Source organism: Dyella sp. 2RAB6 (genome assembly GCF_052115385.1).
In the GTDB taxonomy this organism is placed as follows: Bacteria; Pseudomonadota; Gammaproteobacteria; order Xanthomonadales; family Rhodanobacteraceae; genus Dyella_D.
The window spans coordinates 103321-126097 of record NZ_JBFRGP010000010.1 but is presented as its reverse complement, the minus strand read 5'-3'; the positions used below and the strand labels follow the sequence as shown (position 1 = coordinate 126097).

Sequence of the window (22777 nt, the reverse complement as noted above, 5' to 3'; positions counted from 1 at the left end):
GTGAAGGCGCCATGCTAACAAGCGTAGCCACGCGCTGCGGCCAGGCCTGTTCACGGGATCAGGCAGGCTTAATCCTGAATAAGTATGCTGGCCGCTTCGTTTTGCGGATGGAGAACAGCATGCGCGGATGGCGCTACCTCGCCTTAGGGCTCGCCGGTGTCCTGTCGATCGCCCCGGTCGTCGCCAAACAGGCCTCAAAGCCGGTGGCGACCAAAACCGGCGAAGCACGCAACGACGCGCTGCTGGCCTTCCAGCGCGACCTGGTCAGCGTGCTGGCCCCGCGCGCGGACGCACTGCCCCTGCTCGGCGCCGCCCTGCTCGCCCGCCCGCTGCCCAACCAGCCCAAGTACAACGACTTCCATACGCTGATCGAGCGCGCCTCCAAGGCCGAGGACACCTTCCCGGCGGTGACCTGGCTGCGCCTGAGCGACTGCGACGCCAAGGCCGACGCCTGCCCCAATGCCGACGCGCTGGCCAGGCTGGTCGAACAGGCCCCGGACAACGCCGCCGTGTGGCTGCTCAAGCTGGGCCAGGACCACCACGACGGCAAGGACCAGGCCGCCCGCGAAGACCTGGCCAAAGCCGCTGCCGCCAAGCTCTACGACGACTACACCGGCACCAGCCTCAAGGCCCTGGCCGGCAATGTCAGCACCCTGCCGCCGCCGGCGCCGACCATCGATCCGGCCTCGGCCACCGGCGCCGCCGGAGTGCAGCTGACCCTGGTGTTCGGCATGGCCGCCACGCAGCCGCAACCGGGGCTGCAGGCCACCTCCAGGCTGTGCGAGAACGCCGGCGACGATGCCGCGCTGAAGGACGACTGCCTCAAGCTCGGCCGCCTGCTCGAATGGGGTTCCAGCCCGCTGGCCCGCTCACTGGGCCTGCACCTGCGCGAGGTGCTCGCCGCCGATCCGGCCCAGCAGGAAGACGCCAAGCATGCCCGGCGCAACCTGGTCTGGCAGGTGCAGAACTTCGCCCAGCTGTCGGCCCGCGCGCAGAGCGACCTGGCCCTGGCCCAGCACCTGCTGGCGCTGGCGCGCAGCGGCGGCACCGAAATGAGCCTGGTGCTGGCGGCACTGCGCGACTACAAGATCCCGATGGATGCGCCGGCGGACTGGGACAACCAGAAGCCAGCCGGTGCCGCGCAGGCCCAGGCGAAAGGCTGAGCACTGGCGCACGCCGCGCGCTGTTGCCGGTTCCCCCTTCCCATGTACCCTTGGCCCACCTCGAAACGAAGGGGCGACGCATGCTGACGGTGCTGGTAGCAAGCAGCAAGGGCGGTTGCGGTAAGAGCACGCTGGTCACCCAGCTTGCTTCGCACTGGGCGCAGGACGGCAAGCACACGGCCATCGTGGATGCCGACCGGCAAGGTTCCAGCTTCCGCTGGGCGGCGCGCCGCGCCGAAAACAATGTCCCCGGCGTGCTCGCCGTGGAAGGCGGGCGCCGGGCGCTGGAAAAGCTGCCCGAAGACACCCAGCGCACCCTGATCGACACGCCCGCCGGCTCGCACGAACGCGAGCTGGAGCCGTATCTCGAACAGGCCAACGTGCTGCTGGTGCCGGTGCTGCCGTCGACCTTCGACCTGGACGCCACCATGGGCTTCCTCGCCCACCTGCAGGAGATCCCGCGCATCAAGCGCGGCAAGCTGCCGGTGGGGCTGGTCGGCAACCGCCTCAAGCCGTGGACCCGCGCCAGCCAGGACGCGATGGAACAACTGGCCGCCGAATCGCCGTTCCCGCTGGTGGCGGAACTGCGCGACAGCCAGGCCTACGTGCTGCTCACCGCGCTCGGCAAAGGCATCTTCGACTATGCCTCCGAACAGGTGCGCAACCACCAGGAAGACTGGAAACAACTCCTGCGCTGGATCAAGCGCCAGCATTAATTCACCGTCCGTCCGGAGCCGTCCATGCGAGAACTTATCCTGTTGCGCCACGCCGAAGCCCAGCCCTCGCAGCCCGGGGGCGACGACGTCGGCCGCCGCCTGAGCGGACGTGGCGAGCAGGAGGCCCGCGCCGCGGGCCGCTGGCTCGAGCAATGGCTGAAGAAGCACGGCCAGCAGCGGCCCAGCCGCGTGCTGTGTTCGCCGTCCGAGCGCACCCGCGCCACCGCCACGCTGGCGCTGGCCGAGGTCAACGGCGCGCCGGAGCCGGAGCTGTGCGAAGACATCTACGAGGCCACCCAGGGCGAACTGCTGGCCCTGCTCGACGACCACAGCGACGCCGATTCGGTGCTGCTGGTCGGGCATAACCCCGGCATCGAGCGGCTGGTCGCGCTGCTGGCCGAGGGCCGTTCCGACGAATACCGCGGCATGCCGCCCGCCGGCATCGCGGTATTCCACTCGGACGAGGGCTTCGAACCGGGCCACGCCCGCCTGGAAGCCTTCTGGTCGCCGTGAACCGCAAGCGTCGCCGCTGGCCTCGCCAGCGCGCCATCGCCGGTTTCGTCCTCGCACTGGCGGCCTGCACCCTCCACGCCGCCGACTACCGCATCGACTCCTCCCGCTCGCACGCCGAATTCGGCGTGCGCCTGCTGTGGCTGACCCAGGTCACCGGCAGCTTCGAGCACATCGACGGCGACGTGACCTTGAGCGCGCAGCGCGACGTGGCGGTGGTCGATGCGCATATCACGGTGGACAGCATCCAGATGTCGTCCGAGCGCTTCCGCCGCTGGGTGATGGCGCCGGAGTTCTTCGACGCCGAGCATTACCCGACCATCCACTTCGTCTCCGAGCCGGTGCCGGTGGCTTCGCTCGAACACGGCGGCGCACTGTTCGGCACGCTGACCCTGCGCGGCGTCTCGCGGCCGGCGCGGTTCGAGCTGCTGCCCTCGCCCTGCCCGCTCGACACGCCCAGGGACTGCCGCATCGAAGCGCGCGGCGACATCCAGCGCAGCGAGTTCGGCATGACCGGGCATCGCACCGCCTTGTCCGACCAGGTCCGCCTCGGCCTGATCATCGCCATCGACCACGCGCCGACCACCAGCGGGTCATGAACGGGCGCTGGCCCGGCGCCGGTTCGCCGGGCATCGGACCGGCGACGAAATGGCCCGGGGTTATTTATCATTGCCTGATGTCATCGCGCTGGGCGTGCGTTCTCCTCCTGCTGCTCGCCTCGACCCTGCTGCCGGGATGCAGCCTGTCGACGGCGAAGATCCGCCGTGCCGATGCCATCGTGGCGGCGCAGACCGATCACCGGATCGACTGCGCCACGCCGGATACCACCTGCGCCGAGGACTCGCCCCTGCTCGACGCGGCCAGCGCGGCGCTCGCCGCCTCCACCGCGCAGGCGCCGGTGCACGTGGTCACCCTGCTCAACGACAGCGAGCCGGCGATGGTGGCGCGCATCAACCTGATCCGCGCGGCGAAGCATTCGATCGATATCCAGACCTATATCTGGGACCAGGACGACGCCGGCCAGCTGATCCTGGACGAACTGGTGGGCGCGGCGCGGCGCGGCGTGAAGGTGCGCGTGCTGGCCGACCAGCTGTTCTCCTTCAACGACGGCGCGTGGCTGACGCGCCTGGCGCAGGCGCACGTCAACCTGCAGATCCGGCTGTACAACCCGACCTTCCACAAGTCGGAGACTTCACCGCTGGAATTCGCCGCCGGCATCGTGTGCTGCTTCTACAAATTCAACCAGCGCATGCACAACAAGATCCTGCTGGTCGACAACAGCATCGGCATCACCGGCGGGCGCAACTTCCAGGACCGTTATTTCGACTGGGACAACGACTTCGACTACGTCGATCGCGACGTGATGGTCGGCGGCCCCGCCGCGCAGGCGATGGGCGAAACTTTCGAGCGCTTCTGGGCGCACAAGCGTTCCGTGCCGCTGACCCACCTGCGCGACATCTACCGCCTGCTGGCCGGCGGCACGGCCACGCCATGGCGCGAGCCGGTGTACCTGCATCCGGAGCGCGTGGCGCGCGTGCAGGAGGAAGCGGACGACGCGGACTGGCTGGACGAATACCTGGTCGCCCCCACCCTGCGCACCACCGCGCCGGTGGAATTCTTCAGCGACCTGCCGGCCAAGACCGACAAGCCGCGCGAACGCGCCGCGCGCGAGTTCACCGCCAACGTGATGCGCATGGTCGGCTCGGCCAAGCAGGAAGTGGTGCTGCAGACGCCCTACCTGGTGATGAGCAGCCGCGCCCGCAAGATCTTCGACCGGCTGCAGAAGCAGGACGCGCCGCCGCGCATCGTGGTCTCCACCAATTCGCTGGCCTCCACCGACGCCTTCGCGGTGTATGCCATGTCGTACAAGCACCGCAAACGCTATCTCAAGGAATACGGCTTCGAGATCTACGAGCTGAAGCCGCGCGCGCTGGGCCCGGCGCAGGACAACGCCTGGGCCAGCTCGGACGATGGCCCCGACGACGAGGACGGCAGCGATGCCAGGCCGACCGCCGGCAAGCCCGCCAGCAAGCGCCGCTACGTCGGCACCGAGACGCGCACCCTGCTCGGCCGCGGCGGCAAGCGCAACCGGCCGGCGCCGCTGATCAGCGCGGGCCGGCGTTTCGGCCTGCATGCGAAATCGATCGTGGTGGACGACCGCTTCGCCATGGTCGGCTCGCACAACTTCGATCCGCGCTCGGACCACTACAACACCGAGGCTGGCGTGATCGTGTACGACGCTGCTTTCGCCCAGCAGCTGCGCAGCGCGATCATGCGCGAGACGGAGCCGGAGAACGCCTGGGTGATCGCGCCGCGCCAGCGTTCCATTCCGCTGCTGTCGGACTTGAGTGCCGCCATCGGCGACGTCTCCGCCGCCTTGCCGCTGTTCGATTTCTGGCCGTACCGCTACGCCACCAGCTATCAGCTCAAGCAGGGCTGCACGCCGATGCGGCCCAGCGATCCGAACTTCTTCAGCTGCTACGAGGCGGTGGGCGATTTCCCGGAAGTGGCCAGCCCGCCCAAGCTGATCTATACGCGCCTGCTGACCGCATTCGGCGCCGGAGCCAACGGGATTCTTTGATCAGGCCTGCCGGTCGTCGGCGGCGAAGCGCATCGGCAGGTTGCCGCTGAGGCCGTCGGGGTGATCCGCCGGCACGGCGAAGCGCCAGCCCTGCACGGTCTGCACGGCTTCCTGGTCGAGTAGCGGATCGCCGCTGCTCTGGTCCACCGCGGCGTGGGTGACGTGGCCTTGCCCGTCGACCGACAGGCGCAGCACCACCAGGCCGGCGCGCGCGACGCGGCGGCTGAAGAGCGAGCTCGGCGCCTGCGGCATCTCGATGGGGGTCAAGGTCGGCACGTCCGCCGTGGCCGGTGCGGCGATGGCCTGCGCGGCATCCACCGGCGGCAGATGCATGGCATGTCCGGCCGGCCGTGGTACGGCAGCGACACGCAGATGCGGCTTCACGGCAGGCGCGGGAGTGCGCTTCGCTGCAAGCCTATCCGGCCCCTGCCACCCCGCGGTCAGCCCGCTCAGCCATGCCGTGCCGCCCACGCCCACCGCCAGCGCGAGCAGGCTCAGGGCGGTGGTGGTGCGCAGGCGGAACATGGCCGGTGCGGTGCGCGTCAGCGCTCGAGGATGGCGGTGACGCCCATGCCGCCGGCGGTGCAGATCGAGATCAGGCCGCGGCCCGAACCCTTCTCTTCCAGCAGCTTGGCGAGGGTGGCGATGATGCGCGCGCCGGTCGCGGCGAACGGGTGGCCCACCGCGAGGCTGGAGCCGTGCACGTTGAGCCTGGCCGGATCGATGCTGCCCAGCGGCCGTTCCAGCCCCAGGCGGTTGCGGCAGTAGGTTTCGCTTTCCCACGCGCGCAAGGTGCACAGCACCTGGGCGGCGAACGCTTCGTGGATCTCGTAGAAGTCGAAGTCCTGCAGCGTCAGCCCATGGCGCGCCAGCATGCGCGGCACCGCCACGGTGGGCGCCATCAGCAGGCCCTCGCCGTGCACGAAGTCGACCGCGGCCACTTCGGCATCGAGGAAATACGCCTGCACCTTGAGGCCGCGCTTGGCCGCCCACTCGTCGCTGCCCAGCAGCACCGCGGCAGCACCGTCCGAGAGACCGGTGGAATTGCCCGCAGTCAGCGTGCCGTGGCCGGAGATCTTGTCGAACGCGGGCTTGAGCGAGCCGAGCTTCTCCATGGTCGAGTCCGGACGCAGGAAACCGTCGCGCTTCAGGCCGCGGAACGGCACCACCAGGTCTTCGAAGAAGCCCGCCTCGTAGGCGGCGGCCAGCTTCTGGTGGCTTTCCAGCGCCAGCCGGTCCTGCGGCTCGCGGTCGATATGCCATTCCTTGGCCATCCGCTCGCAGTGGTCGCCCATCGACATGCCGGTGCGCGGTTCGGCCACGCCGGGAAACGAGGGCTTCAGTTCCTTCAGCGAGAAGCCGCGGGTGAAGGCGGCCATCTTGTCCTGCCAGCCCTTGGCGCGATTGATCGCCAGCAGGCGCTTGCGCAAGCGCTCGCCGAGCACGATCGGCACGTCGCTGGTGGTGTCCGAGCCGCCGGCGATGCCCGCCTCGATCTGCCCGGCGGCGATCTTGTTGGCGATGATGATGGCGTTGTCCAGCGAAGTGCCGCAGGCGCGCGCCGTGGTGATGCCGGGGGTGGTCGGCGCCAGGCCCGAGGACAGCACCGCCTCGCGGGCCAGGTTCCATTCCGAGGAATGCTTGATCACCGCGCCCATCGCCACTTCGCCCAGCTCCTCGCCGTGCAGGCGGAAGCGTTCGACCAGGGCGCCGAGCACCTTGACCGACATGCCGAAGTTGCCGACGTCGGCGTATGAGGTGTTGTTGCGGCAGAAGGGAATGCGAATGCCGCCGATGACACCGACGCGCTTGGAGGTGTTGTCCATGTGCTTAGAAGATTCCAGCCGGGCCGAGCGTTCAAGGCTAACCCGCCGTGCCAGCTGGCGAAAGCCCGTGTTAAGCCGGTGCTAGACTTCCGGTTCTTTGCCGTTCGGATTCGCCCACGTGGAAGCCTCGTCGCTGGTCGCCCTGCCCATCGTGCTGGCGCTGGAGCTGTCGCCCGGCGAAACGCCGGACCGCCTGACCCTGGGCCGCGACGAGGCGGCGGAACTGGCGGCGCTGGCCGCCACCGATCTGCACGCGCTGGTGCCGCAGGTGGCGCAAGGCCGGCTGGCCGTGGCCGGCGCGCTGTTCGACGCGGTGGAACTGCTGCGCCCGGGTTTCCCCGTATGGGCCACCCTGGACGAACTGGCCCGCCGCGTGCCGCGCGGCCATCTGGATAACGTGGTCGCGTTCGGCACCCACGAAGGCCACATGCCGGCCCAGCCGCTGGAACCGGAACGCATCTACGCTGACGGCCCGCTGCGCCTGCTGCCGCTGAGCCTGCTTGCGCCCGAAGCGCTGGCCGAGGAGCTGGCCGAGCGCCTGGAAGTGGAACTGGTCGGCCGCGGCGAAGCCGGCGCGCGCACCTCGGACTGGCTGATGCGCGCCCTGGGCGTGCGCCTGGAACATGTGCGCTACCTCAGCCGCAACGACCTGCTGGCGATGACCTGCGTGCAGTACGAGCACGTCAACCTCGCCGCGCTGTGGTCCCTGCTGGAATGCGCGCTGCTGACGCCGTACCGCGAGGAAGCCACGCTCAGCGCCCGCGGCCTGGCGCTGCGCTATGCCGAGGGCAAGGTGTGGATCCAGTCGCCCAGCGACTGGGCCGCCGCGCAGGCGATCGATGCCACCCCCATGGAGCTTGGGCAGCGCCCGCACGAGCTGGCCGGCATCGTGTTCGAACTGCGCCAGTACGCCGCCCTGCTCGACGCCCATCGCATCGCTCAGGCGCTGGACTCCCGCGAGGCCACCGCCACCGCGGCCGAGCCCGGTTATCTATTGGAAGTGTTCGACCCGCTCGATCCGGCCTACGGCGAGGCGCGCCTGCATGCGCACGAAGCGCCAGGCCTGGGCGTGGTCGCGGTGACTCTCGCCCAGCGCGGCGAGAATGGCCGCGCACGCGTGCTGGCCAACGGCTATCCGCTGCAGCCGCGGGCACTGGGTCCGCTGGTCGCCGCACTGGCCGAGCGCAGCGGCATCCCCGCCGAGCTGCACGCGCTGGGCCGCATCGTGCTGGATGAGTCCGGCCGCCTCGGCGCACCGCTCGAAGCGCTGCACTGACGCGCCGCAAGACCAGGCTCGGCACGCACGGCCGCGTAGACATTTCCTTCACCTCGCGGTGGTCTTCACCTACTGCCCACCTGCCGCGACTTGGCGCATCATGCGATCTGTAGCGTCCTACAGGGGTGGATGGACGGGCGGTATGGGCATGCAACGGATCGAACCCGATCGACCGACCGGGCCGGCCTCGTCCGAGCCTGATTGGGCCGTTCGTGTCGTGCATGGCGCCCCGGCGCTGATCGCCTACATCGACCGCGAGCTGCGCATCCGCTTCGCGAACGCGGCGCACCAGTCCTGGCTGGGGGTGGATCCGGCCCAGCTGCACGGCCGCCACGTCGCCGAAGTGCTGGACGAAGCCAGCCTGCAACGCACCGGCCCCTGCCTCGAAGAAGCCTTGCGCGGCCACCCTTCCGTGTACGAAGGCGAGATGTTCGCCGGCCAGTCGCGCTGCTACGTGCACGGCAGCTTCCAGCCGGACTACGACGCCGACGGCGGCGTCTGCGGCATCTTCATCGTGCTGATCGACATCACCGAACGCCACGCGCTGGAAACCCGCCTGCGCGAGAGCGAGCAGCGCTTCTTCGGCGCCTTCCAGCACGCCGCCATCGGCATGGGCCTGGTCGCGCCGGACGGCCGCCTGCTGCGCGTCAACGCCGCGCTGTGCCAGATGCTCGGCTATCGCGAGCCGGAACTGCTGCAGCTCAATATCCGCGACATCACCCACCCGGACGACGTGGCCAAGAGCTTCGAGCTGGCCACCGAGCTGATGGAGGGCAAGCGCGATTCCTATCAGCTGGAGAAGCGCTACTTCCACCGCGACGGCCATGTGGTGCACGTGCTGCTGACCGTGTCGCTGGTGCGCGCACCGGACGGCACGCCGTTCCACGCGGTGGCGCAGATCCAGGACATCAGCCAGCGCAAGGCCTACGAAGAAGCGCTGTTCCGCGAGCGCGAGCTGGCCGAGGTCACCCTGCGCTCGATCGGCGATGCGGTGATCACCACCGACCTGCAGCTGCGCGTGACCTCGCTCAACCCCATCGCCGAGGCGATGACCGGCTGGAGCCACGCCGAGGCGCTGAGCCGCTCGATCGAGGACGTGTTCCGCCTGCTCGATGGCGACAACGACGAACTGCTGCGCAACCCGCTGCGCGAGGCGATCGGCCGCGACACCATCGTCGAGCTGCGCGGCAACGCCATGCTGGTGCACCGCAACGGCTTCCGCACGCCGATCGAGGATTCGGCCGCGTCCATCCACGACCACGCCGGCAACGTGATCGGCGGCGTGCTGGTGTTCCACGACGTCAGCGCCACCCGCGCGCTGGTGCTGAAGATGGCGCACATGGCCCAGCACGACACGCTGACCGGCCTGCCCAATCGACACCTGTTGCAGGCACGGCTGGCCCAGGTGATCGCCGCGGCGCGGCGCCGGCACGGGCGCGCCGCGCTGATCTTCATCAACCTGGATCACTTCAAGCACGTCAACGATTCGCTCGGCCACCAGACCGGCGACCAGCTGCTGCGCCTGTTCGCCGCGCATCTGCGCGGCCTGCTCGGCGGCGACCATATCGTCAGCCGCACCGCCGGCGACGAGTTCATGGTGGTGCTGCCGCACGTGGACAGCTCCGCCGACGCAGCCAAGACCTGCGAACTGCTGATGCGCCGCTGGCACGAGCATCCGCCGCACGAACTGGCCGAGCTGGCCTTGAGTTTCAGCGCCGGCATCAGCCTGTACCCGGACGATGCCGACGACGCCGAAGCACTGATCCGCCACGCCGACACCGCCATGTACGAGGCCAAGATGCAGGGCCGCAACAGCTACCGGCTGTTCACCGCGGCGATGACCGAGCGGCCGGCCGCGCAGATGCGCATCGAGCGCGACCTGCGCACCGCCATGCGCCGCGGCGACCTGCAACTGCACTACCAGCCCAAGGTCGACGCGCTTACCGGCGTAGTCGTCGGGGCCGAGGCGCTGCTGCGCTGGCAGGTCGACGGCCACGACGTCTACCGCCCCGACCAGTTCGTGCCGGTGGCGGAGGAAAGCGGCCTGATCGGCCCGCTGGGCCGCTGGGCGTTGCAGCAGGCCTGCCAGCAGGCCGCCGTGTGGCATCGCTCCGGGCGTAGCGTGTCGATCGCGGTGAACGTGGCGCCGCCACAGTTCCTGCAGCCGGGCTTCCACGACGCGCTGCGCGACATGCTGCGCGAAAGCGATCTGCCGCCGGGCATGATCGAGCTGGAGCTGACCGAGCGCATGGTGATGTCCGGCGGCGACCACAGCCGCGCGCTGATGCAGCAGCTGAAGGAACTGGGCGTGAGCCTGGCGCTGGACGATTTCGGCACGGGCTATAGCAGCCTGTCCTACCTCAAGCACTTTCCCATCGACGTGCTGAAGATCCCGCGTGCGTTCGTGCGCGACGTGGCCACGGATACGGACAGCGCGGCGATCGCCGATGCGATCATCACCATGGCGCAAAGCCTGGAGATGAGCGTGGTGGCCGAAGGCGTGGAGACACCGGAGCAGGCGGATTATCTGCGCCAGGCCGGTTGCCGGTTGCTGCAGGGTTTCTTGTACGGGGCGCCGATGCCGGCGGTGGAGTTCGAGCGGTTGCTGGTCTCCGCCTGACATCCCAGAACCAGCGCACGACGTAGGTTGGGGTGAGCCGCAGGCGAACCCCAACGATGCGATACGGTTGAACGTGGTGATGTTGGGGTTCGCCTGCGGCTCACCCCAACCTACGCCGGTCGGTTCGATGCCTGGAACGCCGCCTCGTACATGAAGTAGTGACAGCGCTCCATGCCGAGCCCGGCATACGTCCGCTGCGCACGCTCGTTCTCGGTCTCGACATACAGACGCACGCCGACCGCGCCGGCTTCACGCGCACGTTGCGCGACAGCTTCGTACATCGCCCGAAACGCCCCGCCGCGCCGTGCCTGCTCGACCACGTACACGCTCTGGATCCAGAAGAAATCCCCGCAGCGCCAGTCGCTCCACTCATACGTCACCAGCAGGCAACCGACTGGCTCGCCCTCGCGCTCGGCCACCAGGTAGAAACCGCGCCGCGGTTCGTCGAATACCGCCGCCACGCCGCGCGCGAGCACGTCAGGGTCCAGGCGCTTTTGCTCGGTCTCCCACGCCATCGCCTCGTTCCAGCGGGCGATGTGCTGGATATCGCCGCGTTCGGCGGCCCGGACAGTGAGTGACATGCTTGAAGCTCCGCTGTGTTCGTGAGTGCTCAAGGCCGCGACGGCCGCCGTGTGCGCGACGCGCCGAGCTTGCGCGTCAAGGTATTGCGCCCGACACCGAGCGCCGCCGCCGCGTTCTGCCGATGCCCGCCGTGCACGGCCAGCGCGGCCTGCATCAAGGTGTGATCCATCGCATCGCGGGCTCGCGCATGGATCTCGCTCTCGCCATCGGTCAGCGCCTGCGCGGCCCATTCGCGCAAGGCATCGGTCCAGTCACCCAGCGCGGGCACGGCGGGCGTGCCGCCAAGATCGGCCGGCAGGATTTCCGCGCCCGGCGCGATCACCGCAAGGCGACGGCACAGGTTCTCCAGCTCGCGTACGTTGCCGGGAAAATCGCGCTGCGCCACCGCCTTCAATGCAGCCTTGGAAAAACGCTTCGGCGGCAGTTTCAGTTCGCGCGCTGCGGCGGCGAGAAAATGCTGGGCCAGCAGCGGGATATCCGCGCGCCGCTGGCGCAAGGGCGGCAACTCGATGCGCACCACGTCCAGCCGATGCTTGAGGTCAGCGCGGAACAGGCCGGCCGCGACGCGCGCATCCAGATCCTGATGCGTGGCCGCCACGATGCGCACCTGGCCGCGGATCAATTCGCGTCCACCCACCCGATAGAACTCACCACCCGCCAGCACGCGCAGCAGGCGCGTCTGCAGCGCCAGCGGCATGTCGCCGATCTCGTCCAGGAACAGCGTGCCGCCCTCGGCCTGCTCGAAACGCCCGGCGTAGCGGCGCGTGGCGCCGGTGAACGCGCCGGCCTCGTGGCCGAACAGCTCGCTCTCCAGCAGCTCGCTGGGAATGGCGGCGGTGTTGAGCGCCAGGAAGGGGCGCTCGCGCCGCGCGCTTTCCTCGTGCAGGGCGCGCGCCACCAGTTCCTTGCCGGTACCGGTTTCGCCGGTGATCAGCACATTGAGGTCGCTCGCCGCGATGCGACCGATCAGGCGGAACACTTCGCGCATCGCCACGCTTTCGCCGAGCAGCGCATGCGCGGGTACGACCGGTGCAGGCGGCGGCGCGGCGGCCGCGGGTACGTCGGCGAGTGCGCGCTGCACCGAGGCCACGGCCTGGTCCAGGTCGAACGGCTTGGCCAGGTAGTCGGCCGCGCCGGCGCGATAGGCCGCGGCGGTGGTCGCCACGTCGGTAAAGGCGCTCATCACGATCACCGGCCCAATCCCGCGCGCCTTCAGATCGTTGATCAGTGCGAGGCCGTCTTCACCCGGCATGCGTACATCCGTGAGCAACAAGGCCGGGCGCGCATCGCGCAGCGCTTCGCGCACCGACTCGGCATCGCCGAACTCGCGTACCGCCAGGCCTGCATCGCGCAGCGCCTCGGCCAGCACGAAGCGCACCCCGCGATCGTCGTCGGCGATCCAGATCTCATCAGTCATGCGTGCGCTCCAGCGGCAGGTACAGCGAAAACACCGTCTCGCCCGGCCGGCTGGCGTAGCGCAACTCGCCGCCGTGCTCGCGTGCGATCTCGCGCGCCAGCGCCAGGCCCAGGCCCGTGCCGTCGGCGCGTCCGGAGACCAGCGGTTCGAACAAGGTGTCGCGCAGCGAGGCAGGCACGCCCGGGCCGTCGTCGGCCACGTCCACGCGCAGCGCCGTGCGCAACATGCGTTCGCCCACGCGCAAGCCGTGCTCGACACGCGTACGCAGGACGAGCGTGCGCGCACCGGCTTCGATGGCATTGCGCGCCAGGTTCAGCAGGATCTGCTGCAGGCGCTCGGCATCGCCCTTCACGTCGGGCAGGCTGGGGTCGTAGTCGTGGCGTAGCAGCGGCGGCTCGGGCTCGGCCTGCAGCAGGTCGGTCAGCCATTCGAGCTGCTCATGGATGTTCACCGGCCCCAGCCGCGGCGCGCCGTCGTGATGCAGCAGCCGGTTGGCCAGCGAGGCGAGCCGGTCGGCCTCGGCGATGACCAGGCCAGCCAGCGCCTTCAAGTCTTCGTCGGCCACGCGCCGCTGCAGCAGCTGGGCCGCGCCGCGCAAACCGGCCAGCGGGTTCTTCACCTCGTGCGCGAAGCCGCGCAGCGTGGCCGACAACGGCGAGGCGCCCGGCGAGGCCGGGGCCAGCACGTGCACCTCCAGCAGCAGGCCGCCATCCACCGGTTGCAGCGCGACGTCGGCTGGCCATTCGCGCCCGCGTGCGGCGGGCAATGCCACGCCGCGCAGTTGCACGGCGCGTTGTTCGCTCAAGGCACGCTCGGCCTGGCCCAGCCAGTCGGGCTCGTGCAGCAGCAAGCCCAGCGGTTGCCCGGCCGCGCTGCGCGGCCCGGTATCCAGCCATTCCGCCAGGGCGGGATTGATCCACACCACCCGCAGTCCGGCGTCGACCAGGGCCAGCCCGGTCGACATCGGTTCCGCCCAGGCGCGCCAGGATGCCGTGTCCATTGCACCATCATGGACAATGCTTTGGGCTGGTGCAAATGGGATGTGCCAAGCCTCGTCGCGCCAGCCGCGATTTATGCAGCGACGCGGACCCACATCCCGCCCCTCTCTTTTACAAATGAAGATGTGCGTCCGCTCACAAAACTGCCCTACTATCACGCGATGCCGACCTCGCCTTCACTACTCGCCAACGAACCGGAGCCGCGCCGCGGCAGCCTCGCCTGCGTCGGTCTCGGGATGACCCTCGGCTCCCACCTCACCCCGCTGGCGCGCAGCCATATCCAGCAGGCCGACGTGGTGTTCGCCGGGCTTTCCGACGGTGTGGTGGAGCTGTGGCTGCAGCGGATGCATTCGGACGTGCGCAGCCTTCAGCCGTACTACCGCGAAGGCAAGTCGCGCATGAAGACCTATCGCGAATGGGTCGAGGTGATGATGGCCGAGGTGCGCGCCGGCAAGCGCGTGTGCGGCGTGTTCTATGGGCATCCGGGCATCTTTGCGTGGTCGCCGCACAAGGTGATCGAAACGGCGCGCGCGGAAGGTTTCCAGGCGCATATGGAGCCGGGCATCTCCGCCGAAGACTGCCTGTATGCGGATCTGGGCATCGACCCGGGCCGCTACGGCTGCCAGCATTTCGAAGCCAGCCAGCTGCTGTTCTACGACCGCCGCATCGACAACGCCGGTTACCTGGTGCTGTGGCAGGTGGGCCTGGTCGGCGATCGCTCGCTGGGCCGCTTCACCACCGGGCCCAAGTACCGCGAGCTGCTGGTGGAATTGCTCAGCCGCGACTACCCGCTCGACCACCAAGTCATCATCTACCGCGGTGCGACGCTGCCGATCGAACAGCCGCGCATCCGCCGCGTGAGCTTGCGCGAACTGCCCCATGTGCCGGTGACCTCCGAGGAGACGGTGGTGCTGCCGCCGGCACAGACCTTGCAGCGCAATCTCGCCATGCAGGAACGACTGGAAGCCTTGGACAAGGAGAGCGCGCTGGCATAAAGCCGACACGGCGCGCGCTTATGCTTTTCGGGGCACACCGCCCCGCGTGACCCGGCGGTACGCTGCGCCTTCGGCGCAGTGGACAGCCTGGCAACCGACCGGCGCATCCATCCCGCCGGCGGGCGATACCAAGCGGCCGCATCATAACGAACGCAAACAGGGGACTAGGGGAAAGCCATGATGGATACCATCGATTTGCTCGAAGCGATCGGCAGCGATGCTTCGCTGCGCCACATGCCCGGCGACGAACTGGCCAGGAAGCTCGAAGCGCAGGCTTCCGAGGCGCTGAAGACCGCCGCAGCCAGCGGCGACAACGCCGCGCTGGTGGTCGAGCTGGGCGCCCAGAAGTCCGAGCCGCCGCAGGTCACCCAGGCTCCGGGCCACGAAGAAGAAGAGGCGCCCGAAGAAATGCCGCCTCTGGCGCCTGAAGAAGAGTAAGCACGGTACCCGCGTCGGATAAGACGACGCCATGGCCCGGCTGCCAAGCCGCATCAAGACCTGGTCCGCCTGCGCGGCCCTGGCTTTAGGCGTGCTTGCGCAGCCCGGCTATGCCGACGTGCCGGGAACCACCGAACCCGCCACGACGCCCACGATCGACAACTCGTCTGCCTTCCTCGACCAGGCCGAGAGCCTGCAGCGGAAAGACCATCCCAGGTTCGTGCAGATGCTGGCCCAGATCCACCGCCAGACGCCGCCGCTCACCCCGCGCGACGAGTGGCGCCTGCGCTATCTCGATGCGTGGGAAGTGATGTTCCAGGGCAACTACGCCAAGTCCGAACAGGCACTGCGCGACATCATCGAGCACGCCAGCGACGCCGCCATCCGCCTGCGCGCCTCGTCGCTGCTGCTGATGAACCTGGGCTGGAACCAGCGCTACGAAGAGGCCTTCACCCTGGCCAACCGGCTGGCTTCCGAGCTGCCGGTCGTCAAGGACCCGATGACGCGTTTCCTGGTCCTGATGAATCTCTCGCAGATGCTCGATCTGGCCGGCCAGACCGACCTGGCCATCAAGTACGCGCGCATGATGGACGAGGCCATCCCGCCCGGCGAGAACCGCTGCCTGCCGCTCAACCTGCTGGTGGCCGCGCTGTACAACGGCAAGCGCCTGCATTCGGCCAGCCCGGAAGTGCAGCAAGGCATCGATGCCTGCATCGCCGCCCAGCAGCCGGTCGCCACCAACAGCATCCGGCTGGTGCTCGGCAGCCTGTATATCGACGAGAAGCAGCCGGCCAAGGCGATGACGCTGCTCGATCGCATCGCACCCGCGATCGAACTCAACCGGTTCTATCCGCACATCCTGTCCGCGCAGGCCGAGCGCGCGCAGGCGCATGCCATGCTCGGCAACGATGGCGAAGCACGCAAGGCCGGACTCGCCGCCGTCGCCATGGCGCATCAGGGCGAGATCAGCGAATGGCTGATGGTCGCCTACCAGGTGCTGTACGAAGTCGAGAAGCGCCAGGGCCACGCTGCCGCCGCGCTCGCCTACCACGAACAGTATTCGGCGCAGGACAAGGGCTACCTCAACGACGTCAGCGCACGCACGCTGGCCTACGAGATGGCCCAGCAGCACCTGCACGTGCAGCGCCTGGAGACCGAAGCGCTGAGCAAGCAGAACAGCATCCTCCGGCTGCAGCAGGCGTTGAACACCAAGGCCGTCGAGACCAGCCGCCTCTACATCGCCATGTTGCTGCTGTTGCTGGTCTCGATCGTGTTCTGGCTGTTCCGCCTCAAGCGCTCGCAGCTGCGCTTCAAGAAACTGTCCTGCGTGGATGGCCTGACCAGCATCCTCAATCACCAGACCTTCATCGCCGATGCCGACCGCGCGCTGCACCTGCTGGAGAAGAAGCACGGCACGGCCTGCCTGATGTTCATCGACCTGGATCACTTCAAGCAGATCAACGATACGCACGGCCACGCCATGGGCGACGACATGCTCAAGCACGTCGTCGCGCTGTGCCGCCCGTTGCTGCGCTCCAGCGATCTGTTCGGTCGCCTCGGCGGCGAAGAGTTCGGCATCCTGCTGCTGGACTGCGCCCGCGAGCAAGGCCTGATGCTGGCCGAACGCGTGCGCCGGACGATCGAGTCGTCGCCGGCCGGCAGCGAAGAGCAGGCCGTCGCGCTGTCCGCCAGCATCGGCATGGCGGTTACCGCTACTTCGGGCTATGCAATGCAGCCACTGTGTCGCGACGCAGACGCCGCGCTGTATCGCGCCAAGCGCAGTGGACGCAACCGCGTGGTCGTCGATGGCGACGCCGCCCCCGGCGCCAGGGTCGCCTGACCCCGGATTTCATTTAAATCGATCTATCTAGGGGTATTTTTGCTGCGCCATGTGTCACGCATGTGACGCAGGCGAATCGGCGCGTATTTCATTTAGACGTCTGGACGCGTCAGTTTGGTGTGGGTTTTTCATCCGGGCGCCACGGAATTTTCACGCGCGCACTCTAGCTTCGCCGGCTCCTTCGGCCACTCCCCATGGCCGAGCTTCATCCCCACGTGAGCCACTCCGGAGTTGTACTGCATGCGTTCGACCAAACACCACCTGCTGGCGCGCGCGATCGCGGCAGCAATCACCGCGGCTGCCCTGTCCGGCGCGGCTTTCGCCGGCGACGCACCCGCCGCCCCGCAGGACAGCACCGCCGCACCCGCCGCCGCGACCACGCTCGGCAAGATCACCGTGGCCGCCAATCGCTACGATGCCAGCCAGCTGCAGATGGACGCAGTCAACACGGTCAACGTGCTGTCCGCGGATGACCTCAAGTACACCGCCGTGCACAACGTGGCCGAGGCGCTGGGCCTGCTGCCGGGCGTCAACGTGTTCAACACGGGACAGTCGTACTTCGGCGGCATCGACGGCGCCTCGCGCGGCGAGGGCATGTTCACCTCGGTGCGCGGCCTCAATGCCGAGTACAACGTCAACCTGATCAACGGCGTGAACGTGGCGCAGGGCATGGCATATAGCCGCGGTGTGCAGCTCAGCCTGCTGCCGCCGTCGGGCCTGCAGACCATCGTGTTGAACAAGACCTCCACCGCCGACATGGACGGCGATGCGATCGGCGGCACCATCGATTTCCGCACGCCCACCGCGTTCGACTTCAGCGCACCGACGAGCGGCAGCGTCACCGCCAGCGGCCGCATGGAAAGCCGCGCCCGCGACTACGGCGACAACGGCCTGGGCGGCGGCCTGGCGGGTGAGTTCCAGAGCAAGTTCGGCCAGGAAAAGCAGTTCGGCATCTATGCCAGCGCTTATTACGACAAGCGCAACTACGTGAACAGCGAAGCGGCGGCCGCCTCGTCGGCATTGAACGATGGCTCCTGGGAGTTCGCACGCACCACGGCCAAGGGTGACAACGCACCTGGCTTCGACCCCGTGCGCAACCTGCTCAGCACCGGCATGAACATCGGCACCTCCTCCGGCCAGACCAAGCGCTACGGCGGCAACGTCTCGCTGGACTGGAAAGTGGACGACACGCTCACCGCCTACGCCCGCGCCACCTACGGCTATGCGAAGACCGAGCAGAACACCACCTACCTGCAGATCATCCCCGCCAACGTCAGCTACGCGCCGATCGGCAGCACCGGCCTGTATCAGCCGGTGATCGGCCGCATCGCCACGCGCTTCTGGTACGAAACCAACCCGGAGAAGGCGGACCTGGCCACCTTCCAGGTCGGCGGCGACAAGACCCTGGGCGGCTGGACGCTGTCGCCCAGCCTGTTCTACAGCTTCGGCGACAACGACCGCCCGGACCACGTCGAAATCTCCGCGCGCAACGACCAGTACAGCTCCGCCAACTTCCCCTACGGCGCCAGTTCGGTGATGAGCTACGGCGCCGACCACCTGCCCTACCCCATGCTGACGCCCGCGATGAACGCGCAGCTCAGCAGCGCGGCCACCATGTACGCGCGCCGCGCGGGCCAGTTGACCGAGTCCTTCAGTGGCCAGCAGAAAGGTGGCGCGAAGTTCGACGCCCGCTACGACTTCGAAGACGGCGCATTGCGCACCGTGCAGTTCGGCGTGAAGTACAGCGACGCCCACCGCGAGTTCACCAACCGCGACTGGACCACCGCCAAGTACACCGACGGCCGCAGCTTCGGTTCGCTGGGCCTGATCGATGGCGGCTACTCGTCGGTGTTCCCCGGCGTCTACGACTACGCCGTGCCCACCATCGACCAGGCTGCGCTCAAGCGCCTGATCGCCTCGCGCGTCACCGATGCCAACCTGGACACCTGCGGCAGCCTCTACGTCAACAACTGGAACTGCAACACCCAGCGCGCCCGCGAGACGGTAAGCGCCGCCTACGCCATGGCCAGTTTCAAGTGGGGCGATCTGGAAGTGATCCCCGGCCTGCGCTTCGAGCATACCGACATCCGCAACACCTTCTGGAGCACGCCGCACGACGCCACCGGCGCCGAGCAGACCGGCCACTTCGCGCGCAACTTCACCCACTACGACGAGCCGCTGCCGAGCCTGCTCGTCAACTACCGCGGTGGCGACAACGCGGTGTATCGCGGCTCGATCTGGACCAGCTACACACGCCCCGCCTTCGTGCAGCTCGGCGGCGGTTCGCAGGTAAGCGTGTCGGCCGACGGCCTGACCACGATTACCGAAGGCAACCCCAACCTGAAGCCGATCAAGTCGCTGAATTTCGACCTGTCCGGTGAGTGGGGCAACCAGCACGGCGGTCATGCGATGACGGCGTTGTTCTACAAGAGCCTGTCCAACTACATCTACGAATCGGGCAGCAATCCGGTCAATGCGGGCACGGTGGATGCCGGCTCGATCCAGTATGTGCGGCCGCAGAATGGTGGCGACGGCAAGGTCTATGGCGTCGAGGCTGCTGTGCGGCAGAAGTTCCAGGACATGCCGGTGCCGTTCGATGGCTTTGGCGTGGGCCTCAATGCCACGCGGCAGTGGACGTCGGTGGATCTTGGATTGGATGGCTTCCACCATCAGCGCATCCAGAACGCGCCGGAGCTGATGGCGAACGCGGAGTTGTTCTACGAGAAGCACGGTTTCTCAGTGAACCTCAGCTATCACTACGCCGGTTCGTATGTGTCGACCTACGATTACTTCGGGCAGAACCAGCCTTGGGACAACCTGTGGATCCGGCCGGTGACGCGCGTCGACCTGCATGCTGGCTACGCGTTCCCGCATGGCTTCCAGGTGGACTTGTCGATCTCGAACCTGACCAAGAACTACACGTATTGGTCGCATGTCGGTCGCAACAGCCTGGCGATTTCCGACGTGGTGGATTCGGGCATGACGACGTTGCTGACGGCGAAGTATTCGTTCTGATCTTAGAGCCCCTCTCCCTCCGGGAGAGGGGTTGGGGTGAGGGTGCGGCCGGAGTGGTGCACTCGACTCCGCCCGAACCCTCATCCGGCTGCCGCCACCTTCCTCGCTCCTCCACGCGAAGAGGGCACAGGGATGTGCCCGGCTTTGATGAGCGAGGAGAGCCGCGCACACCCCTGTGCGCTCCCCGCGTGCTCCCGAAGGGAGAAGGGTTTCATCTCGGGCGCAATATCGGATTTCACCTAAAGACAGCGGCTAAGTCGTCTTGCTACTTTGGTAGCTGTTACCCGCGGAGTGTTTTCGACGCGTCGCGGGTAACCATGGCAGCAATGCTGTGAGAAGCGCGAGCCAAGGGTGTTACCAGCACCCCTGACCCGCTAACCATCACCAACTGTAGGAGAGTCGATCATGGCTACCCCAGATCATACGGCACCGACGCGCTCGTCGATCCCCAGGACGACACACCCACCGAACATCCAGGCCGTCCGCCCACATCGCGGACACGGTTGAAGAACCGCGGCCTAAGAGTTTTCGCAGGAATGTTCTGAGCCGTCCTACCCGGCACGTCGCCCTGCGCGACGGCGAAAGCTGCTGACGCCGCAACCCACTTCCTCAATCCAGCCGCCCGGCGCCCAGTCTTTGGGCTGTCGGTGAATCTTCGAGTCCGTAAGGTCGGCGGCACGCCGAGCTGTTGGCGGCGTGCCGTTTTAGGAAACGAAGATGCGGCGCTAGGCAAGGAGTTGCTTATGAACACCTTTGGCGAACCTTGGATCACCCGCCACGCGAATTATTTCTCCGATCCTGACGCTAGTCCGGATGCACTGCTTAACGACGCCTCCGAGTGGCTGCGGTACGCACATAACGCGATCCAGCTATTGGCGGAAATCGGCCACGAACGCCGCAAAGTCGACGCACGTCGCCTGCCGATCATGTTGGAAGGCATCGGCGCCTTCATCGACATGGGCGCACGCTGCGCGGCGCAAGCACATGGGCGTATGCAGTGGCTGCAGGTGTGCGATGAAGAGCGCGCAACGATCGAAACCGAGAGCGACGGCCAATAATTTATCTAGCGATAACCTCCGGACTCCCTCTCCCCGCCGGGGAGAGGGCTGGGGTGAGGGGCCAGTCGGAGTGGTGAGCCAAGGATCACATCAACCCCAAGCCCTTCAAGAACGCCCCGAAAAACCAAAACTCATGCACCCTTCCATCGAAAAACACATACACCAACCAAGATCACGACCAAGAAAATAATGATGCTGCGGCACCTCGAAAATAGCGCCCACCAGCCCACCAAACCCATCACTCGACCCACACAAAGAGAAATCCGTCAGGCTATCTCCCACGTAGACAACCTCCCCCTTCAATCCAAACCTCGAAATCACATCGCGAAAGAACCGCTCAAACCTCTGCGATTGAAGATCAAGATTCGACTCCACCTCTTCGACAGAACCCTCAACCCGCGCCCAATCGATCTTGGATCCAGACACCGGATACCGCTCGAGCATTCGCGAGAAGATCTCGTCCGCTCCACCCTCAACACAGACGACGTCGCTCTCGACACCCTCCAAAGCGTTGAGGATTTCTTCTTCGTAGTAGTTCATGGTCTGCAAGTCCCGCTCCTTGCTTATTCCGAGCCCGGTGTCCAAACAAAGAAGCCATCCACCCAATGATCCTGCCCCAGAACATACTCAGCGATCAGGAAGTCGTCCGGATAGTCCTTGAACCCCGGCCTTAGCACCGCCCGGGCCCTGGCTTCTTCCGCAGCCTCCGCGGTCGCGTACGCACCGACCATTTTGTACTCATCTTCCCCATCTGCATTTTCGCGGCAATGCTGGAGCAGATAGATCTTCTGCTCGCTCATGGCCTGACGTTCCCCGTCGGACGACATGGCTCCCCCTGCCCTTGCTCTCGCGAAAGCTATCAACTGTCGCGCATGCAACAGTCGACCATTGAACGTACATCCAAGGCCACACCGCGTTCGAAATCGAAACCTTCAAGCGCCACCGCCAGTCCTGCTAGTCGTTCTTGCAAGTCGCCGATCAGAACCGGATTGTCAGGTATCGACACCAGCTCATAGCGATGTGAGGCATTGGCGGCGCTTCGATGTGCATCCTGCCAGTCGTATACGAAGAAACCTTGCTCCGCCAACGCGATCAAATCGTCAGGCTTCGGCACAGAGACTAAAAGCCGGTGCCCACCTAAGCGACGAAGGTGGCTGATCTCTTCCTCCGTCTCGCAAAGCTCTTCAAGCCTTGATAGCACCTGCGTGGGAATGGGTCCCTGGCCAGCAGTGAGAAAGACGCCCACATGACCCTTGGCATCCGACGCCATCCAAAGCAGGTCGCGATCCCTCGGATACTCAAGCCCCATGGACGCGTTCAATGCTCTATCAGAAGCCATAGATATAGAACGATAGCGAGGCACCCGTTGCGCGAATCGCCTCAATCAAGTTCGCATCCAGCTCGAACCCACTGTCCCCAGGGCACGAAATACCAAAGGTGTAAGCCACATCGCAGCCTGCAGCTATCGCACGCTTAATCGCCAGCTGCTCCGCCGAGTTCGATTCGGCCAAGTGCGCCGAGAGGAAATCCTCCGGGAACCTATGGTCTTCGATCTCCAATGAGAAGCTCACAAAGGTTTCCTTGTGACGGCCAGGCAGTTCATTCCCGGCCTTTGTCCTACGTTGCTCATGCACGGAATGAGCGACATGCGGATTCCAATCAAAGATGTCGACGACCTGCTGTGCGCTCATGGAAGAATGACGAACTCTCAGAGAAGCATCGAAGAGAAATCGTTTGCTCAT

The 22777-nt window shown here is 66.9% G+C and carries 21 protein-coding genes; 12 read left to right on the top strand and 9 right to left on the bottom strand.

Annotation, left to right across the window (positions count from 1 at the left end):
- The first annotated feature begins 119 nt into the window (after window positions 1-119).
- The 5 genes from AB4083_RS15380 (at window position 120) to AB4083_RS15360 (ending at window position 4970) form a co-directional block, all read left to right on the top strand.
- Complete coding sequence (locus AB4083_RS15380; RefSeq protein ID WP_441608955.1) at window positions 120-1163, top strand: hypothetical protein; 1044 nt, start codon at window positions 120-122, stop codon at window positions 1161-1163.
- Between the two features lie 80 nt (window positions 1164-1243).
- Window positions 1244-1879, top strand: a complete 636-nt coding sequence (locus AB4083_RS15375) for a nucleotide-binding protein (protein WP_441608954.1) — start codon at window positions 1244-1246, stop codon at window positions 1877-1879.
- A 24-nt stretch (window positions 1880-1903) separates the two neighbouring features.
- Window positions 1904-2392, top strand: a complete 489-nt coding sequence (locus AB4083_RS15370; RefSeq protein ID WP_441608953.1) for a SixA phosphatase family protein — start codon at window positions 1904-1906, stop codon at window positions 2390-2392.
- Window positions 2389-2988 carry a YceI family protein gene (locus AB4083_RS15365; RefSeq protein WP_441608952.1) on the top strand — a complete coding sequence of 200 codons (600 nt, stop codon included), beginning with the start codon at window positions 2389-2391 and terminating at the stop codon, window positions 2986-2988. Before AB4083_RS15370 ends, AB4083_RS15365 begins: the two co-directional genes overlap by 4 nt.
- A gap of 77 nt (window positions 2989-3065) precedes the next feature.
- Window positions 3066-4970: a phospholipase D-like domain-containing protein gene (locus tag AB4083_RS15360; protein WP_441608951.1), complete on the top strand. Its 1905-nt coding sequence runs from the start codon at window positions 3066-3068 to the stop codon at window positions 4968-4970.
- Here the strand turns inward: AB4083_RS15360 and AB4083_RS15355 are convergent, their stop codons facing one another.
- The gene (locus AB4083_RS15355) at window positions 4971-5495 is read right to left on the bottom strand and encodes an energy transducer TonB family protein (protein ID WP_441608950.1); all 525 of its coding nucleotides are present in this window, start codon (window positions 5493-5495) and stop codon (window positions 4971-4973) included.
- A gap of 17 nt (window positions 5496-5512) precedes the next feature.
- Entirely contained in the window at window positions 5513-6796 is a 1284-nt protein-coding gene (locus AB4083_RS15350; RefSeq protein ID WP_441608949.1) for an acetyl-CoA C-acetyltransferase, read from the bottom strand.
- A gap of 118 nt (window positions 6797-6914) precedes the next feature.
- Here AB4083_RS15350 and AB4083_RS15345 point away from each other — a divergent pair, with 118 nt between their 5' ends.
- Together AB4083_RS15345 and AB4083_RS15340 are read left to right on the top strand one after the other, a co-directional pair.
- Entirely contained in the window at window positions 6915-8072 is a 1158-nt protein-coding gene (locus AB4083_RS15345; RefSeq protein ID WP_441608948.1) for a hypothetical protein, read from the top strand.
- A 148-nt stretch (window positions 8073-8220) separates the two neighbouring features.
- Window positions 8221-10692, top strand: coding sequence for a sensor domain-containing protein (locus AB4083_RS15340; protein WP_441608947.1), 2472 nt, complete (start codon window positions 8221-8223; stop codon window positions 10690-10692).
- Window positions 10693-10802: 110 nt separating this feature from the next.
- On the opposite strand, the gene AB4083_RS15335 is transcribed toward AB4083_RS15340, so the two are convergent.
- Genes AB4083_RS15335 through AB4083_RS15325 form a run of 3 tightly spaced genes read right to left on the bottom strand, consistent with a single transcriptional unit; the run spans window position 10803 to window position 13691 of the window.
- Entirely contained in the window at window positions 10803-11273 is a 471-nt protein-coding gene (locus AB4083_RS15335) for a GNAT family N-acetyltransferase (RefSeq protein WP_441608946.1), read from the bottom strand.
- Between the two features lie 29 nt (window positions 11274-11302).
- Window positions 11303-12691, bottom strand: coding sequence for a nitrogen regulation protein NR(I) (ntrC, locus tag AB4083_RS15330; RefSeq protein ID WP_441608945.1), 1389 nt, complete (start codon window positions 12689-12691; stop codon window positions 11303-11305).
- A complete protein-coding gene (locus AB4083_RS15325) occupies window positions 12684-13691 on the bottom strand; it encodes a two-component system sensor histidine kinase NtrB (RefSeq protein ID WP_441608944.1) in 1008 nt (335 codons plus the stop codon). The genes ntrC and AB4083_RS15325 overlap by 8 nt, the downstream gene beginning before the upstream one ends.
- Window positions 13692-13850: 159 nt before the next feature.
- On the opposite strand from AB4083_RS15325, the gene AB4083_RS15320 reads away from it, so the two are divergent.
- The 5 genes from AB4083_RS15320 (at window position 13851) to AB4083_RS15300 (ending at window position 21035) form a co-directional block, all read left to right on the top strand.
- Window positions 13851-14684, top strand: coding sequence for an SAM-dependent methyltransferase (locus tag AB4083_RS15320; protein WP_441608980.1), 834 nt, complete (start codon window positions 13851-13853; stop codon window positions 14682-14684).
- A 180-nt stretch (window positions 14685-14864) separates the two neighbouring features.
- Window positions 14865-15122 carry a hypothetical protein gene (locus AB4083_RS15315; protein WP_441608943.1) on the top strand — a complete coding sequence of 86 codons (258 nt, stop codon included), beginning with the start codon at window positions 14865-14867 and terminating at the stop codon, window positions 15120-15122.
- 31 nt (window positions 15123-15153) lie between these two features.
- Complete coding sequence (locus AB4083_RS15310) at window positions 15154-16962, top strand: tetratricopeptide repeat-containing diguanylate cyclase (RefSeq protein WP_441608942.1); 1809 nt, start codon at window positions 15154-15156, stop codon at window positions 16960-16962.
- A 240-nt stretch (window positions 16963-17202) separates the two neighbouring features.
- Window positions 17203-19977: a TonB-dependent receptor gene (locus tag AB4083_RS15305; protein ID WP_441608941.1), complete on the top strand. Its 2775-nt coding sequence runs from the start codon at window positions 17203-17205 to the stop codon at window positions 19975-19977.
- 743 nt (window positions 19978-20720) lie between these two features.
- Window positions 20721-21035 carry a hypothetical protein gene (locus AB4083_RS15300; RefSeq protein WP_441608940.1) on the top strand — a complete coding sequence of 105 codons (315 nt, stop codon included), beginning with the start codon at window positions 20721-20723 and terminating at the stop codon, window positions 21033-21035.
- A gap of 105 nt (window positions 21036-21140) precedes the next feature.
- On the opposite strand, the gene AB4083_RS15295 is transcribed toward AB4083_RS15300, so the two are convergent.
- From AB4083_RS15295 to AB4083_RS15280, 4 genes are read right to left on the bottom strand one after another with little or no spacing between them, the layout of a single operon-like run.
- Window positions 21141-21584, bottom strand: coding sequence for a hypothetical protein (locus AB4083_RS15295; protein WP_441608939.1), 444 nt, complete (start codon window positions 21582-21584; stop codon window positions 21141-21143).
- A gap of 14 nt (window positions 21585-21598) precedes the next feature.
- Window positions 21599-21835 carry a DUF7336 domain-containing protein gene (locus AB4083_RS15290; protein WP_441608938.1) on the bottom strand — a complete coding sequence of 79 codons (237 nt, stop codon included), beginning with the start codon at window positions 21833-21835 and terminating at the stop codon, window positions 21599-21601.
- A gap of 59 nt (window positions 21836-21894) precedes the next feature.
- Complete coding sequence (locus AB4083_RS15285; protein ID WP_441608937.1) at window positions 21895-22344, bottom strand: hypothetical protein; 450 nt, start codon at window positions 22342-22344, stop codon at window positions 21895-21897.
- Between the two features lie 19 nt (window positions 22345-22363).
- Window positions 22364-22777, bottom strand: a complete 414-nt coding sequence (locus tag AB4083_RS15280) for a hypothetical protein (RefSeq protein WP_441608936.1) — start codon at window positions 22775-22777, stop codon at window positions 22364-22366.

Excerpts from the sequence above, each read along its gene's own strand:
- AB4083_RS15355 (WP_441608950.1), bottom strand. The coding sequence starts at position 5,495 with ATGTTCCGCCTGCGCACCACCACCGCCCTGAGCCTGCTCGCGCTGGCG.
- AB4083_RS15285 (WP_441608937.1), bottom strand. The coding sequence starts at position 22,344 with ATGGGGCTTGAGTATCCGAGGGATCGCGACCTGCTTTGGATGGCGTCG.
- AB4083_RS15380 (WP_441608955.1), top strand. The coding sequence starts at position 120 with ATGCGCGGATGGCGCTACCTCGCCTTAGGGCTCGCCGGTGTCCTGTCG.
- AB4083_RS15315 (WP_441608943.1), top strand. The coding sequence starts at position 14,865 with ATGGATACCATCGATTTGCTCGAAGCGATCGGCAGCGATGCTTCGCTG.
- AB4083_RS15360 (WP_441608951.1), top strand. The coding sequence starts at position 3,066 with ATGTCATCGCGCTGGGCGTGCGTTCTCCTCCTGCTGCTCGCCTCGACC.
- AB4083_RS15310 (WP_441608942.1), top strand. The coding sequence starts at position 15,154 with ATGGCCCGGCTGCCAAGCCGCATCAAGACCTGGTCCGCCTGCGCGGCC.
- AB4083_RS15290 (WP_441608938.1), bottom strand. The coding sequence starts at position 21,835 with ATGAGCGAGCAGAAGATCTATCTGCTCCAGCATTGCCGCGAAAATGCA.
- ntrC (WP_441608945.1), bottom strand. The coding sequence starts at position 12,691 with ATGACTGATGAGATCTGGATCGCCGACGACGATCGCGGGGTGCGCTTC.
- AB4083_RS15340 (WP_441608947.1), top strand. The coding sequence starts at position 8,221 with ATGCAACGGATCGAACCCGATCGACCGACCGGGCCGGCCTCGTCCGAG.
- AB4083_RS15320 (WP_441608980.1), top strand. The coding sequence starts at position 13,851 with ATGCCGACCTCGCCTTCACTACTCGCCAACGAACCGGAGCCGCGCCGC.
- AB4083_RS15305 (WP_441608941.1), top strand. The coding sequence starts at position 17,203 with ATGCGTTCGACCAAACACCACCTGCTGGCGCGCGCGATCGCGGCAGCA.
- AB4083_RS15300 (WP_441608940.1), top strand. The coding sequence starts at position 20,721 with ATGAACACCTTTGGCGAACCTTGGATCACCCGCCACGCGAATTATTTC.
- AB4083_RS15375 (WP_441608954.1), top strand. The coding sequence starts at position 1,244 with ATGCTGACGGTGCTGGTAGCAAGCAGCAAGGGCGGTTGCGGTAAGAGC.
- AB4083_RS15325 (WP_441608944.1), bottom strand. The coding sequence starts at position 13,691 with ATGGACACGGCATCCTGGCGCGCCTGGGCGGAACCGATGTCGACCGGG.
- AB4083_RS15335 (WP_441608946.1), bottom strand. The coding sequence starts at position 11,273 with ATGTCACTCACTGTCCGGGCCGCCGAACGCGGCGATATCCAGCACATC.
- AB4083_RS15280 (WP_441608936.1), bottom strand. The coding sequence starts at position 22,777 with ATGAGCAAACGATTTCTCTTCGATGCTTCTCTGAGAGTTCGTCATTCT.
- AB4083_RS15350 (WP_441608949.1), bottom strand. The coding sequence starts at position 6,796 with ATGGACAACACCTCCAAGCGCGTCGGTGTCATCGGCGGCATTCGCATT.
- AB4083_RS15370 (WP_441608953.1), top strand. The coding sequence starts at position 1,904 with ATGCGAGAACTTATCCTGTTGCGCCACGCCGAAGCCCAGCCCTCGCAG.